The sequence below is a fragment of the Spirosoma profusum genome, from assembly GCF_014699005.1.
Classification (GTDB): Bacteria; Bacteroidota; Bacteroidia; order Cytophagales; family Spirosomataceae; genus Spirosoma; species Spirosoma profusum.
In genome coordinates this window covers 68,951-84,143 of the sequence record NZ_JACWZY010000029.1, presented here as the reverse complement: position 1 = coordinate 84,143, position 15,193 = coordinate 68,951, and the positions used below count along the sequence as shown (strand labels likewise).

The window sequence follows — 15,193 nt, the reverse complement described above, 5'->3', positions numbered from 1 at the left end:
CTGCACTCGATTCATTTTATAGATAGAAACCATCCATGAACGAAGATATCTATTCACCAAACCAAAGCTATAAAATTACTTTAAGCAGTTATGAGATAAAGATGAGTCATTGGGTCGCCCAACCTTACCTAATTAGACTAAGCGACGACGTAACGCTTTTCTCACTGAAGGGCGACCCCTGGTCTGCTTTCACCGTAAAATGGCTGGACGACGTAACGGTAGAAATGGAACTTGCCAGATATCCTGGGCGTACTTCTGCCAGGCTTATTTTACAGCCCGCTATAGATCAAGCCACAGCAACTACGTACACAAGTTCATTTTCAGGGACACTCAGCGAAGTAAGCCGTTGGATACTCGATCTATAATTATAAAAGTCGTAGTAGTCTTACCACTGAACAGTTTAGGAAAAAGCGGCAAATTCAGTGTGCCGCTAAATCGGACACCTCAACGTAGCATACAGTATGATTAATTTATTATCCAAACTGCGTTTCAGTTTGCTTGCCGGTTGGCTCCTGATTATTCATCTTGCCAATGCGCAACGGCTATCTGAAACATCCATCCGTCTAAATCAGCTCGGTTTTTATCCCAACGCGCCTAAAATAGCCGTAGTGGTTAATGAAACAGGTAGCAGTACGGCAGGGCAATCTTTTCAACTGACAAGCCCGAATGGAAAAACGATACTTTTTACGGGAACGCTAAGTGGGCCGCGCCGGAACGCTATCTCAGGAAAAACTACGTTGATAGCTGATTTTTCGGACTTTAAACAAACCGGTACGTTCGTTGTGGTGGTTCCCGGTTTGGGCCAATCGTATCCGTTTCAGATTCGCCCGGCTGTTTACCGTGATCTGGCTGCGGGTTCATTGAAAGGATTTTATTATCAACGTACCGCTACTGAACTGCCCGCCCGTTACGCTGGACAGTGGGCGCGACCAGCTGGCCACCCTGATAAACAGGTGCTAATTCATCCTTCGGCGGCTTCGGCAACTCGTCCGGCAGGTAGTACCATCGCATCACCATTGGGCTGGTACGACGCAGGCGATTACAACAAATACATCGTCAATTCGGGCATTACGATGGGGACGCTGCTCTCGCTGTATGAAGACTTCCCCGACTATTGCAAAACGCTGACCACGAATATTCCCGAAAGTAATAACCGGCTACCTGACCTTCTTGACGAATCGCTCTGGAACCTCCGCTGGATGCTCTCCATGCAGGATCCCGCTGATGGGGGCGTATACCACAAACTGACCAATCCGAAGTTCGATGGAATGGTGATGCCCGACAAAGCGAAACCCGACCGCTACGTTGTGCAAAAAAGCGTAACGGCCGCCCTCGATTTTGCTGCGGTTATGGCGCAGGCAGGTCGGGTGTTTCGCGGGTACAACCGCGAGTTGCCGGGCCTGGCTGATACGTGTGTGAAGGCGGCTGAGCGTGCCTGGAGGTGGGCCAAACAAAATCCCACTACGTTGTACAATCAGGATGCCATGAATCGACAGTTCGATCCCGATGTAAGCACCGGTACCTATGGCGACCGCGATGCGAGCGATGAGTGGATATGGGCGGCTGCCGAACTGTATCTGACCACGAACGATGATACGTATTACACAGCCGTTAATCTCTTCCCCGATGCCAAAACCCCGTTACCATCGTGGCCGCAGGTCCGAACGCTGGCCTACTACTCAATGGCTCGTTTCGCTGATAAACTAACGTCACGCGGTCAGAAAGATCTGCTCACGGTGAAAAAACATTTGCTGGCTCAGGCCGATTCGCTGCTTGCCGGTATTGAACAACAGGCATTTGGAACGGTTATGGGTAAATCGGCGAAAGATTTTATTTGGGGAAGTAGTGCCGTGGCCGCTAACCAGGGCATCGCGTTGCTTCATGCGTACCGGCTCACCAACAACCGACGCTACTTCGACGCAGCGCTCGGCAACTTAGATTATCTGCTGGGACGTAACGCGGTCGGCTATTCATTTGTAACGGGATTTGGTAGCAAAACTCCGCTGCATCCCCACCACCGTCCGTCCGTTGCTGACGGCATTGAAGCACCGGTTCCAGGTTTGCTGTCGGGGGGGACCAACGCGAACGCGTCCCGACAGGATAAGTGCGCGGGCTATACATCCACGGCCGCCGACGAAGTTTTTTTAGATGCCGACTGTTCGTATGCCTCCAATGAGATTGCCATTAACTGGAATGCTCCATTAGTATATCTAGCCACCGCACTGGAAGCTTTACAAACTCGGGTAACCAAAGATCAGAGCCGAAAATAAGTTGTATTCTACAACTTCGTGATAAAGTAAAAACGATGATTTTAATTAGGATTAGCTTTACCAAAACACCTCCTAAAAATCATTATATTACTTTAATAGGTGAGCAGTAAACAGGCTAAATTGATCGTTACGTGGTGTTGTGAATAGTGCAGTAAGAAAGAGCCTTTCCTAGGGTTTCCCCTAAATTTATACGAAATCGGGTTTTCACTATTCCCTAAGCCGTGTACTTAATCCTAATTTTGCTAAACAAAGTTCTATTTATCTAAATTGTTCAACTTTATACTTGAACGGTTAAATTAAACTAGAACATTAACTAGTTTTTGTTGACAGAGTCCATTGTCAACCAAGTAATTCATGATACGAGTATTAATAGCTGATGACCATAATGTCTTTGTTGAAGGCATTGAATCGCTGATTTCCGGCTCTCCGGAGATCGAAGTAGCACAGCGGTGCTACAGCGTATCATCGGTAGTAGAAGAACTAGCACATACGCGAATCGATGTCGTGTTGCTGGACATTTCGTTTCCGCATATTGATGACGGCCTTGGACTGTGTGAGTACATCACGCGCACATACCCAAACACGAACGTAGTGGCCCTGACTATGCACGATGATGCCAGCCTGATCAAGCGGATTGTAAAAAAAGGGGCCAAAGGCTATTTGTTGAAAAATACCACCAAAACCGAGTTGTTGCAGGCAATTCAGACGGTGTATCAGGGAAAACCTTACTTCAATGAGATCATTACGTCGATTTTGCTGCACGATGGGCCGAAGGCGAAGAAATCGGCAGTTGGATTTAAGCCGAATCTCACACCTCGCGAATCGGAAGTACTGATGCTCATGGCGCAGGGATTAACGACCCAGCAAATGGCTACGCAACTGTTCGTCAGTGCCAAAGCCGTTGAGTTTCACCGGAGCAGTTTGCTCATGAAATTCAGCGTACCAAACACGGCATTACTGATTAAAACGGCCATGGAAATGCAATACATTGATTAACAGTATCTTGCTTTACGGACTATCTCGTTATATGCTTCCATATACTACGTTCTTTCTGGTGAAAAAAACAGGCTTACGAGCTACCTTGCTCGTAGTATTGTCTGTTTTGTTCCAGTCGGTAAGCACCGTAGCGCAGACACCGGGCATTGATAGTCTTAAAAAAGAAATCAGACAATTGGTGGTACATAATAGATATGTCCCTGCGGCTAAAACGTATGAGCAGCTAGGCGGACTCTATCATAAACTATACGGCTACAACAAATACACGCTGGATTCGTATTTCAACAGCTTGAAATATTACAGTCTGGATGGTGATTCGGCGGGATATTACAACGCACAGCTGGCGATCGGTGATTACTACTTACATGATTACCTCATGCAGCCGTCGGCGGAGAAGTACCTCAACAAAGCACGCCAGTTTTTTGAGCGAACGCATAATATGCCCAAAGTGATTGAGTGCCGACTGGCTCTGGCGAATATTGCTCAGCAGAAAAATCCTATACCGGCTAATTTGCTGACAGATTTGCGCGAAACAGAACGGATGAGTGAACAAAATAAACAGGAGTTTTCGCAGGCGTATGCGCTGAATTTACTAGCTAATACGTACTTACGGTTTAAAAATCCAGACTCAGCCCAGTATTTCGTTAGTCGAAGCTTAACCATAGCGAAGCGTCTGAACGTCAATTGGTTGATTAGCCTGAATCATTTCTATCAGGGTATTGTCGATCAATTTGGCAATCAGTCAAAAAAGGCCATTGACGCGTATCAGCGAAGTTACAGACTGGCCGAAGCAGAAAAAAACGTAGCCATGCTGCGGGAATTGTCAAAGCATTCCGCCGATGCCTATTCCCATATGGGTGATTACAAAAACGCCTATGAATCATCGCTAAAGACGCTTGACTTTGCGAATCAGTTTTACGAATCCGAACAAACCAAAAGCATCCGGTTGCAGGAGCTGGATAGTCAGATCAAGACGCTGGCGGTTGAAAAACAATTGGCTGAGGAGCAAAGTCAAGGGCAGCGTTTTCTGAATTCGGTACTGGTGGGTGTGCTGTTAATCAGCATTGCGGGCGTAGCAGCTTTGGTGTTCTTACGCCGTCAGCAAAAATTGATTGCCCGCCAGCAGGCCGTCATTGCCCAGCAGCAAATTCGTCAGTTGGAGCTAAAGTCATTACGTGCCATGATTGAAGGGCAGGAGGGTGAGCGGAGCCGGATTGCGCGTGATTTACACGACGGACTGGGTATTCAGCTCTCGCGCATTAAGTTGTTTGTGGAAGCGCATCAGGAGCAATTACCGCTGTCGGTAAAAGAGCCACTAAACCAGTTCCTGGACGAAGCCTGCACCGAAACGCGACTGATTTCAAATGATCTTCGACCCTATGCACTATCGACGTTCGGACTGATTCCAGCCTTAGAAGATTTAGTACAGAAATTAAACCTGGTTAACGAAACAACGCTGGTGCTGGAGCATTACGGCGAATTGCCACCCTTGGGTGAAGAAGCCTCGGCAATGGTGTTCCGGGTGATTCAGGAATTGTTGAATAACGCCCTTAAACATGCCCACGCCCAGACCATTACGGTGCAAATCATGACCAACGACGAGACTGCGTTGATCAGCGTTGATGATGACGGACAGGGCGGTAATTTTTCGGAAGAACCCACAAATGGCAACGGACTTGCCAACATCAAATCACGGATTTCCTACCTCGGGGGCCAGGTGATGTGGCAGAGCGAAGTAGGGAAAGGTACATCGGTCATGATTTCGCTGCCGATGCAGAAACTCATCAAAACAACTACAGTCATCGCTTAATAAACGCATTTCGAGCGCTAATCAGGAGCGTATACACAAACTAGCCTAGTAACCCTATTTCCTAAGTTCACAATTAATTTCTATTGTATATGATCAAACATGTGCTTTCGGGGGCTTTCCTCCTGAGCAGTTGGATAAGTGTCCATGCGCAGGAGCGAGCCATAACCAATGCAGCTATGGGCAAAAATCCGCCTGCATTGGCAACCGTCAAAGCGGCTAAAACCGCTGCCAATGCAGTGTCGGATACGAAAGGGCCGGTCAAAGGGACCGTATCCGACGAAAAAGGAAATACGCTTCCCGGTGCGACTGTCTCGATAAAAGGAACGACGCTCGGTACCACAACTGACGTAAATGGCGGGTTCACGCTCAATATGCCGACCGGGTCGAAAGTGCTGGTCATCTCGTTTATCGGAATGAAGACGCAGGAAGTGGAAATTGGCACCCGTACTACGTTGAACATTACGTTACAGACGGGTGATCAATCACTTGATGAAGTAGTTGTCATCGGTTACGGTACGGCCAAGCGTTCCGACGTTACGTCCTCGATTACCACCGTCAAAGCGGCTGACCTGAAAGATCTTCCGGCGGCTGGTATCGACCAGCTTTTACAGGGCAAAGCGGCTGGGGTAACCGTTACCAGCAACGGCGGTCAGCCCGGCGGTGGCGTATCGGTGCAGGTGCGTGGCGTTACGTCGATCAACAGCAACGACCCGCTGTTTGTAATTGACGGCGTGCCATTTGTACGGGGCAATACGTCCAGCAGTACGGGTTATGCCGGTCTGGGCGGGGGCGATGGACAAACCGGAAACAGTGTTATGGCCATGCTGAATCCCAATGATATTGAGAGTATCGACGTACTGAAAGATGCATCGGCGCAGGCCATTTACGGTTCGCAGGCGGCTAACGGGGTGATTCTGGTCACCACCAAGAAAGGCAAGCAGGGCGAAGGCAAGATCAATTACGAGATGTATACGGGCGTTCAGGAAGTGGCCCGACGGCTGGACCTGATGAATCTTCAGGATTTTGCCCGGTATCAGAACCAAGTCCTGCCCATTATCGGAAATCCGGTGGCCGACGAGTTTAAAAACCCGGATTTGCTGGGTACGGGTACCGACTGGCAGGAAGCCATGTTCCAGCACGGGAAAATCAACAACCACCAACTGAGCTTTTCGGGCGGGAAAGACAAAACGACGTATTACCTCTCCCTGAATTATTTCGACAATAAGGGTATTCTGCTGGGATCGGATTTCAAGCGGTACGCCAGCCGGTTTAGCCTCGACACCCAACTAAAAAACTGGGTCAAAGTAGGGCTGAGCGCCAACGTATCACGTAGCATCCAGAACGTATCATTGGCCGACGCTGCCGAAGGAACCATCTGGTGGGGCGCGTCGACCAGCCCGCTGGTTCCGGTGAAAAACCTTGATGGTACGTGGGGTGGTGGACAGACGGTTGGTGGCGTTCAATACAATAACGCCAACCTGGTCGGAAACAGCCAATTCCGGGGCAATACCAAAACGTCGAACAACGTATTCGGGAGTTTATACGCCGAACTGCAATTAACCAAAGACCTGTCGCTACGTAACGAATTGTCGTATTCGCTGGGTCAGGACAACAACATTGCGTACCAGAAAGCTGGTAACGTGGGTGGTACGTCGTTCCGCAGCAAACTGATTGATTCGCGCTCTGATAGCTACTATTGGTCGCTGACGAATTACCTGGCCTATACCAAAAACCTGCAAAAACACGGTTTCCAGGCGACGGTCGGCCACCAAGTGCAGAACTCGTATTATCAGTCGATTTCGGGTACGAAAGTGGATTTGCAGGCCAACATTTTCGATCTCAATACAGGAAGCGCCGACCAGACGACCTGGGGCTTGAGCGGTGGAAAAGGCCAGTGGGCGATGGAATCGTACTTTGCGCGCGCCAACTACACCTACGACGATCGCTATTCATTGTCGGCTAGTTTCCGGGCGGATGGTTCGTCGAACTTCGGGCCTAATAACCGTTGGGGTTATTTCCCCGGTGTGTCGGCGGGCTGGACGATCTCTAATGAGAAGTTCATGAAAGGATCTGTTTCGAACGTACTGAATTACGCGAAACTGCGGGTTGGCTACGGATTGGTAGGTAACCAGAACTTCCCCGGTGGTGCTCCGAATCCAGCCTATGTTGGTGCGGTACAGTTCTTCTCCGGGCCGGTAGGATTCGGTTCGTCGAACATGATCAACGGGATTCCGAACCCGAATTTGAAGTGGGAATCGGTGAAAACGACCAACGCCGGGATTGACCTGGGCTTCCTGAACGGACGTATCGACGCGACGATTGACGTGTACAAGAAAGTGACGTCCGACATGATCATCTTCCTGACGGGGCCGAACCTGATTGGTGTGGGCGACCAGTGGGACGACCTAAAAGCACCGCTGGGTAACGCCGGTCAGATGACCAATACGGGTATCGATATTGGTCTGACAACGACCAATATCAAAAAAGGAAATTTCAGCTGGAAGACCAACGTCGTATTCACGCAGTTCACCAACAGCTACGATCGGGCGGCTAGCGCAGCTTCGGCGCTGGATGGTAAAGTCTATTACAACAACTACCTCGTTACGCACACGACACCGGGTCGGCCCGTTGGTTCGTTCTGGGGATTGGTCACGGATGGGTTGTTCCGCACACAGGCAGAACTGGACGCTAGTTTACCGCAGTTTGGCTACAAGGTGAATCAGACCGAAACCTGGCTGGGCGATATACGCTTCAAGGACATCAATGGCGATAAGAAAATCGACGCGCAGGATTACACGTACCTGGGCAGCCCGCTACCAAAATTCACCTGGGGCTTCACCAATACGTTGAATTACGGCGATCTGGATTTGTCGATTTTCCTGCAAGGCAGTCAGGGAGGCAAAGCGTTTAACTTCCTGCGCTGGCAGTTGGAAGGGCTGAACAACGCTTATACCAACCAGATGAAAACGGTAACCGATCGGTATACGGAATCAAATACAGACGGTGCGCTGCCCCGGTTCACGAATACCAACAAGAACAACACGGCCATGTCGGATCGCTACGTAGAAGATGCGTCTTACGCTCGCATTCAGAATATTACGTTGGGCTACCGGCTTCCGAAAACGTTGCTGAACAGAGTGAAGATTCAGAATCTGCGTATCTACGGCTCGATTCAGAATCTGAAAACCTTCACCAAGTACTCGGGCTACGATCCTGAAATCGGTGCGTTCAACAACAGCATCAAACTGATGAACGTCGACACGGGCCACTACCCGAACCCCCGTACGTTCACCGTAGGCGCGAATCTGCAATTCTAAAAACTATCCCCAACCCCCTGAAGGGGGCTTTACTTGACTATTCTCAACCTAAGCCCCCTTTAGGGGGTTGGGGGTAAAACCAATAAAAAAATGAAACTCAAGCCACTGTATGCCCTAATGCTGCCGGCGGTGCTGTTGTCTTCCTGCTCGAAAGACTTCATTGACCGGCCTTCGCTGTCGGGCACGACAACCGGAAACTATTACAACAACGCGGACGAAGTTCGAGCCGCGACCAGTACGCTCTACAGCGGGTTGCCTTGGCGTAACTACGAAAGCCGGGCGCAGGATGCAATCGGCGACGTCATGGGCGGTAACATGTTCACCTATACCGACGTCGAGTACCTGAACTTCACCGTCTCGTCGGCTTCCGACCGGATCGGTGCGGCCTGGGGTGCGTTCTACAAGATCATTGGCTACTCCAACGTCATGATCAAAACGTTCGAAGAGAAGAAAGCAGCCGGTGGTGGTGCAGCTTACCTGGACCCCGCCATTGCCGAATGCCATTTTATTCGGGGTATGCTCTATTTCTACATCGCCCGCACGTGGGGAGCCGCTCCGATCATTACCGATCCTGGCGCAACGGCCCTCTCGGGTGATTTCAACATCCCGCGTTACCTGCAAAAAGACGTACTGCGGTTTGCGCTCGAAGAGCTAAAAATGGCCGAAACCGGTTTACCTGATTCGGACGTACCAGGGCGGGTGACCAAGTCCGCAGCCAGAGCGCTGATGGCGAAAATGTACCTTTACAGCAAAGATTACGCGAACGCCAAAGCCAAAGCGGAGGAAGTAATCAATTCCGGTAAATACCGGTTGGTTGACGATTACACGGGCATGTTCACCAAAATGAGCATGAATAACAACGCCGAGGCAATTTTCTCGATCCAGCACCAGTTTGCGCAGGACCCCTGGGGAACGGGCAACATCAAAAACCCGGATCGCGGGGCGGGTGCGCTACGTACTGCCGAAGCTGATGCCTGGGAAATGTACGTACCGTCGCTGGACATGTTGAAAGAATACGAGTTTGGTGATTTGCGCCGGAAATGGTCAGTTATGGAGCATGGCTGGACGAACCTGAACTGGAAACCCCAACGTGCCAATGCACCGAAATACAATGCGTTCATGGCCAGTGGATTCAAATACGATACGTTGCAGCCAACAGCGGATGGCGGAAGTTTAAGCCCAACCCGCGGTAATCTGGTCAAGTACTTTGCCGGACCGGGTAAGAGTTTCGGGGGTGAGCCGGTACTGGGCCAGAACTCGGGCAACAACGTAGTACTGCTACGTTACGCCGACGTCCTGCTGATTTATGCCGAAGCAGTGTTGGCAGGTGGCGCATCGACCGCTGATGCCAAAGCACTCGACGCACTGAATCAGGTAAGACGCCGGGCCGGTCTGACAGCAAAAACGTCAATTACCAACGACGACATTCTGCACGAACGCCGGGTCGAGTTTGCCTTCGAAGGTGATTATTGGTACGACATTCAGCGGCAGGGTTTCGCGAAAGCAAAAGCGATCATTGAGAAGCAAAACCGGGGAACCGTGACGGGTGCTACGTACCTGACCAATTTCACTGAAGACAAGATGTTTCTGCCGATTCCGGCTGGTGAAATTGTGCAGGACCCTGAATTGGGCAAAGATCCTGTTCCATACTATAACTAATTTCTTCTGAGTAAGCTGATGAAATTCAACAAGATAAACCGAATAGCAGGGGTAGCCCTTCTGGCCGTTGTTGCCGGTTTGGGAATGAGCTCCTGCACAAAAGATACCGACGGTAGTCCGCAGATTCCAGCGGGTAACCCCGTTGCGACGAAGATTATGCCGGACTCAGCTGCCGGGGGTGCCATCGTTACGTTGACCGGTACAGGACTGGGCGACATACGTACCATCGTCTTCGAAAAACAGAACGTAGCAGCCGGTTTTCAGCCAACCCTGAATACGGACAACGTACTAATTTTCCGGGTGCCAACCGACGTATTAGGTGGAAAACAAACCATTACGTTCACCAACAGTGCGGGTAATACGTTAACAGTCCCGTTTAAGGCGCTGGCCTACCCGACGGTTTCGGACGTATCGAATTACAACTTCACCAAAGGGACAGTTATCACGATCACCGGTAACAACTTTGATGACGTAACGGCCGTAGCGATTGCCGACTCCGTAAAAGGGATTTCAGACGCGGCTACGGTGGTGTCGAAATCAAAAACGCAGTTGGTTGTCCAGATGCCGACTACTACGCTTACCCGCGGTACGTTAAGCATCACAAATGGTACGGGGCGGATGCGGACCAGGCAGGAATTTGTGAATGTCGACAAGGCGTATCAGATCTTTACGGATGCGTACGGGACTGGTTTTCAGGACGGTTCCTGGGGTGATGCGGCTGCTGTTTCCAGCAAAGAGTTTAAATCAGGAGCGGCTTCGATTGGCAAAAACTACCAGAAAGGAAACTGGCATTTGGCCGCGTTCGCCAACTGGTCGGCGTCGGCCATTCCGTACTCGGCGGATTATACCTACGTAACGGGCTGGATCAAAGGCGCTTCGGCTGATTACACGCTGTATCTGACTACAGATGCCAACAAAGCCGGTTTTGGCGAATTTGTAGAAGCAAATAAGATTGACGTGAAAGCGGGTGTCTGGAATTACTTCAAAATTAAGTTGTCGGACATGGATTTCTGGTTGGCCGGTAAAACGCTGAAGCAAGTTGGCTTCCGTATCAAAGGCCCTGATAAACAAGATGAAACGTTCTATTTTGATGACGTAATGCTGGTGAAGTAACGACACAAAAAACTGTAAAAGACATTCCCGTAAGCGGTGGCTCTACGGGAATGTCTTTTACGGAGATTACTTATTTCTATGACTTTGTTTCTACCCACAAGACGCAGGCCGTTTGTGTTTTTGCTTGCGTTATTCGTAGTGAGCAGCCTATCCGCTTGCCGGGCGTCTGAATCAGTGGTTTCGGCCGATACCGTGCAGAAGCCGGACAACCGGTTGCTTCCCGCAAAACCCACCAGCCAACTTGTTGATGCACGTGCTACGTTGTCGACAAAGGGATTGTTTTCGTATTTAATCTGCCAATACGGTCAAAAATTAATATCGGGGCAACAGGATGATGTGGAATACGTACTGGAAAAAACCGGCAAAGAACCCGCTGTTGGCGCCTTCGATTTAATGGATTATTCGCCTAGCCGCGTTCCGTTTGGCAGTAAGCCGATACGTACCAGCGAGGCTTGTATTCAGTGGGCGAAGAAAGGGGAGGGCCGGGGTATTGTTAGCCTTTGCTGGCACTGGAACGCTCCCACCGATCTGATCAATAAGGCACCCGATAAACTCTGGTGGAGCGGTTTTTATACCAAGGCTACTACGTTCGATCTGGCCGCTGCACTGTCCGACAAAAACGGCGAGCGGTACAAATTTCTGCTACGTGACATTGACGCCATTGCAGAACAACTCAAAAAGTTTCAAGACGCCGACGTACCGGTACTCTGGCGGCCGTTGCACGAAGCATCAGGCGGCTGGTTCTGGTGGGGAGCCAAAGGGCATGCGCCTTTCAAAGAACTCTGGCAAATTCTGCACGATCGGTTGATGAACCATCATCAATTGCATAACCTGATCTGGGTGTATACCGGCACCGATACTGTCAACCCGGATTGGTATCCCGGGGATCAGTACGTCGATATCGTTGGTTTGGATATTTATACGGAGCCGACTGCTACGTTAAATGGTAACTGGACGAATGCACAGACAACGTTCAACGGCAAAAAACTGGTAACGCTTTCAGAAGTGGGCCATCTGCCCAGGCCGGATAATGTGCGCACATTAAATACGTGGTGGTCCTGGTTTACCGTCTGGAATGGCTCGGACTGGATCAAAAAACAACCACTTGATTTATTGAAATCGGTATACACACATACCGACATAATAACACGAGATGAACTACCCGACTGGCGTAATCGCTAAATTTACATAAATAGTGTTGACGTGCAGAGACGCTGACCGATCTATGAATCGACCGTCCGGAAGAGTAGATTAACAAGTTGGCCGGCCTGGGCGAAAAGTTTAGATCAACGAATTCATTCTATCGAAAACGCCCGTCGTAATACCAAAGTAGCTAAACTGTTTGTGAGAAAAAGAAAAAACGCCTTCAATTCGCTTAGAAGAAGGCGTTTTTTGCTGGTTTGAATACAACCTGAATTGAAAAAAGCAATGATGGATGCTACTTACAAAGCAGCAAGTGGGTCAAAATTGGTAAATAAAAAGAAATAATACAACTATTTCGATAAAATAAAAAGATTATAAATTAGTCTTATTTCCGGTTGGCACTTTAAATTGCGGGACCGTTATGAAAAGGTTCCTATCCATTTCTATCTGTAAAGTTTGCTGGGTCGCCTTCCTGGGCGGCCTTTTCGCCAGTTGCCAGCCTCAAGCGCCCGAACCTGCAAAAATTGTCAACACCCGAACCGTTTTGCCCTCCCAGGCCGCTTTAGTATCAGTACAACCAACGGGAGCAACATCGGCCGAAATTGTTCTAAAACTTACATCTGCTATTAAAGCCACTGATTGGCAATTTACCGCGCAAACGGCATCGGGTTCTCTGTTGACGTTAACCGCTGGTGACGTAAAGGATTATGACCCCTTTAGCCTGAATGTGTTTTCGCTGTCTGGGCTGGCGGTAGGGCAAACTTATACGTTACGTTTAGGCTTTCGGTATAATCAGAAGGATACGCTAACCCTGGAGCGACGCTACGTACACGCTGCCTATAATCCGTGGCGACGACTGGCCCATTTGCCATTCGATAGTGGCGATTTTATGGGTTCGATCATTAATAATTCATCCGAAGATCGGTTGGGGACTTCGGTACGTGTGACTCGTTACGTAGACGCCAACACCTGGCAATCGGCTGTTTTCTACAACCCGCAAAATCAATGGTACCCTACGGATGCCACGGAGTTTGGTAGCAAGCAAAATCAGTGGATTTCGACGCCACCAATCAACCTCCCTCCCCGCCACGGACTAATTGAATACATTTTGTACTGGCATAATAAAGACCGCCATTATTTCTATGGTATGGGCTATCAAACGGATGATTTGATTCCTGGTAAGTTGTTCTATAACAGAGATTTATACGCCATTCTGACGGTATATCCCAGTGTTGTTTTTCCGTATTACCAGGGCGAAGACGGGGAAGTGGTTTATTTTACGACGACCGAATGGGCGTTTTTTCTGACGAATAACGGCTCCCCGGCCATGCGGGGTATATATGCGCAGTTCGACCAGGAAGCGCGCGCTCCCTTGCCTGAAAAACCGGGAATATTGGCAACGTTCAGCCTAGGCGAAATGGGCTACGTCGTGAATCAGGTACCGGGTAGGCAGCCGCATTTATTTGCTTATGATTCCCAAAAAGATAGCTGGACGCGCAAGGCTGATTTCCCCGGTGTGCAACGGTCGCGGGGTGTTGGTTTTTCGGTGAAAGGAAAAGGCTATTTTGGCCTGGGTACGGCGACGAATCAACAGGGATTGCGGGATATATGGCAGTATGATCCTGCTACCGACAAGTGGCAATATTTAACCGACTACCCAGGTCAGGGAAATCGCTATCTGGTAGTATGGAGTGGTCCCAATCGGGCGTATTTAGGCTGGGGATACGAAAGTCAGACCGTTGTGGGTTCGGCGGGATATCGACAGGTTGGTTGTACGGATTTCTGGGAATTTGTACCATGAAAAAGGTTGTGACACAGAGATACACGGAGAAGACACGGAGATACACAGAGGTTTTATTAATTTTCTCTGTGTATTTCTGTTTCACATCCCTTTTCTCGTGTGTAGATGAAGTGCAGCTTCCCATCCGGCAGGTACAGGCCCGTTTGGTCGTGGATGGGTTAATTACAGATGAACCTCCGCCATATTCGATTAAACTTACATTGTCAGGCGCGTATTCGTCAGGTAGTGGATTTCCTGAAGAATTAATTATTAATGGGGCTGTCGTTACCATCACAGATAATAACGACCGAACGGTACAACTCGAACAAGATCCCTTATTACCCTCTTATTATTGGGTTCGGGACCCGGCCTTCCGTGGTCAGGTAGGGCATCGCTATACACTAAACGTTGTATTACCCGACGGAACCGTTTTCGTGTCTGCTCCTGAACTGTTGAGGGCTGTAGCTCCACTGGAACAAATTCAGGCAGAATATCGATTGGCAAACGGATATTCGGGGCAGCCTGATCTCTACAACATTCTGATTAACACACACGACCCTGCTATGTTAGGCGATTATTACCGCTGGTCGACTTATAGCTACGTACCGCGCTGGACTGGAACGGACCCGCGACATTCTACCTGTACACTCTGTTCCTGTTGGGTGCCTTATTATAGTCAGCTCACCAGCGTATTGTCCGATGCGTTGATCAATGGCAATCGCATTAGCCGTCGGTCTGTATTTGATTCACCCGTGTATGCCGTTGGAAAACAATACGTTGAAGTACGGCAGTATTCGCTGAGCCGGGCCGCTTACCAGTACTGGACCTTATTTGAGGAGCAACGTAGCAGAACGGGGTCGCTGTTCGATCCCCAACCTGCTTCGATTGAAGGAAATGTCCATTTGCAGGCCGATACGACCGTGTTGGCGTTGGGTTATTTTGGGGCGTCAGCCGTTAGTAGGCAACGACTGGTGATTCCAGGGGATACCATTCAATACGACAGATTCTTAAACCGACTCAATAAAGCCTTTATTCCGTCTGGCACATGCCCGAGTACCTTTACTGAGTTTATTCTGGCACCTCCAGCGAGCTGGTAAACGGGATG

At 49.5% G+C, this 15,193-nt stretch carries 10 protein-coding genes; all 10 read left to right on the top strand.

What is annotated here, in order from left to right; genetic code table 11:
* Positions 1–35 precede the first annotated feature (35 nt).
* The 10 genes from IC229_RS26605 (at position 36) to IC229_RS26560 (ending at position 15,185) form a co-directional block, all read left to right on the top strand.
* Positions 36–365, top strand: coding sequence for a hypothetical protein (locus IC229_RS26605; protein ID WP_190890659.1), 330 nt, complete (start codon positions 36–38; stop codon positions 363–365).
* Between the two features lie 96 nt (positions 366–461).
* Positions 462–2,270, top strand: a complete 1,809-nt coding sequence (locus tag IC229_RS26600; protein ID WP_190890657.1) for a glycoside hydrolase family 9 protein — start codon at positions 462–464, stop codon at positions 2,268–2,270.
* 354 nt (positions 2,271–2,624) lie between these two features.
* Positions 2,625–3,266, top strand: coding sequence for a response regulator transcription factor (locus IC229_RS26595; protein ID WP_190890656.1), 642 nt, complete (start codon positions 2,625–2,627; stop codon positions 3,264–3,266).
* Positions 3,267–3,297: 31 nt separating this feature from the next.
* The gene (locus IC229_RS26590; protein ID WP_190890654.1) at positions 3,298–5,076 is read left to right on the top strand and encodes a sensor histidine kinase; all 1,779 of its coding nucleotides are present in this window, start codon (positions 3,298–3,300) and stop codon (positions 5,074–5,076) included.
* An 89-nt stretch (positions 5,077–5,165) separates the two neighbouring features.
* Positions 5,166–8,393 (top strand): SusC/RagA family TonB-linked outer membrane protein, encoded by a 3,228-nt coding sequence (locus IC229_RS26585; RefSeq protein ID WP_190890652.1) that lies wholly within the window; start codon positions 5,166–5,168, stop codon positions 8,391–8,393.
* Between the two features lie 90 nt (positions 8,394–8,483).
* Positions 8,484–10,052: a RagB/SusD family nutrient uptake outer membrane protein gene (locus IC229_RS26580; protein WP_190890651.1), complete on the top strand. Its 1,569-nt coding sequence runs from the start codon at positions 8,484–8,486 to the stop codon at positions 10,050–10,052.
* A gap of 18 nt (positions 10,053–10,070) precedes the next feature.
* Complete coding sequence (locus IC229_RS26575) at positions 10,071–11,165, top strand: IPT/TIG domain-containing protein (RefSeq protein ID WP_190890649.1); 1,095 nt, start codon at positions 10,071–10,073, stop codon at positions 11,163–11,165.
* A 78-nt stretch (positions 11,166–11,243) separates the two neighbouring features.
* Positions 11,244–12,347 (top strand): glycosyl hydrolase, encoded by a 1,104-nt coding sequence (locus IC229_RS26570; RefSeq protein ID WP_190890647.1) that lies wholly within the window; start codon positions 11,244–11,246, stop codon positions 12,345–12,347.
* 382 nt (positions 12,348–12,729) lie between these two features.
* Positions 12,730–14,109, top strand: coding sequence for a Kelch repeat-containing protein (locus IC229_RS26565; RefSeq protein ID WP_223834209.1), 1,380 nt, complete (start codon positions 12,730–12,732; stop codon positions 14,107–14,109).
* 68 nt (positions 14,110–14,177) lie between these two features.
* A complete protein-coding gene (locus IC229_RS26560; protein WP_317171641.1) occupies positions 14,178–15,185 on the top strand; it encodes a DUF4249 domain-containing protein in 1,008 nt (335 codons plus the stop codon).
* Positions 15,186–15,193 lie beyond the last annotated feature (8 nt).

What these genes read in the sequence shown, in the direction of transcription:
- IC229_RS26605 (WP_190890659.1), top strand. Translation starts at nt 36, where the DNA reads ATGAACGAAGATATCTATTCACCAAACCAAAGCTATAAAATTACTTTA.
- IC229_RS26600 (WP_190890657.1), top strand. Translation starts at nt 462, where the DNA reads ATGATTAATTTATTATCCAAACTGCGTTTCAGTTTGCTTGCCGGTTGG.
- IC229_RS26595 (WP_190890656.1), top strand. Translation starts at nt 2,625, where the DNA reads ATGATACGAGTATTAATAGCTGATGACCATAATGTCTTTGTTGAAGGC.
- IC229_RS26590 (WP_190890654.1), top strand. Translation starts at nt 3,298, where the DNA reads ATGCTTCCATATACTACGTTCTTTCTGGTGAAAAAAACAGGCTTACGA.
- IC229_RS26585 (WP_190890652.1), top strand. Translation starts at nt 5,166, where the DNA reads ATGATCAAACATGTGCTTTCGGGGGCTTTCCTCCTGAGCAGTTGGATA.
- IC229_RS26580 (WP_190890651.1), top strand. Translation starts at nt 8,484, where the DNA reads ATGAAACTCAAGCCACTGTATGCCCTAATGCTGCCGGCGGTGCTGTTG.
- IC229_RS26575 (WP_190890649.1), top strand. Translation starts at nt 10,071, where the DNA reads ATGAAATTCAACAAGATAAACCGAATAGCAGGGGTAGCCCTTCTGGCC.
- IC229_RS26570 (WP_190890647.1), top strand. Translation starts at nt 11,244, where the DNA reads ATGACTTTGTTTCTACCCACAAGACGCAGGCCGTTTGTGTTTTTGCTT.
- IC229_RS26565 (WP_223834209.1), top strand. Translation starts at nt 12,730, where the DNA reads ATGAAAAGGTTCCTATCCATTTCTATCTGTAAAGTTTGCTGGGTCGCC.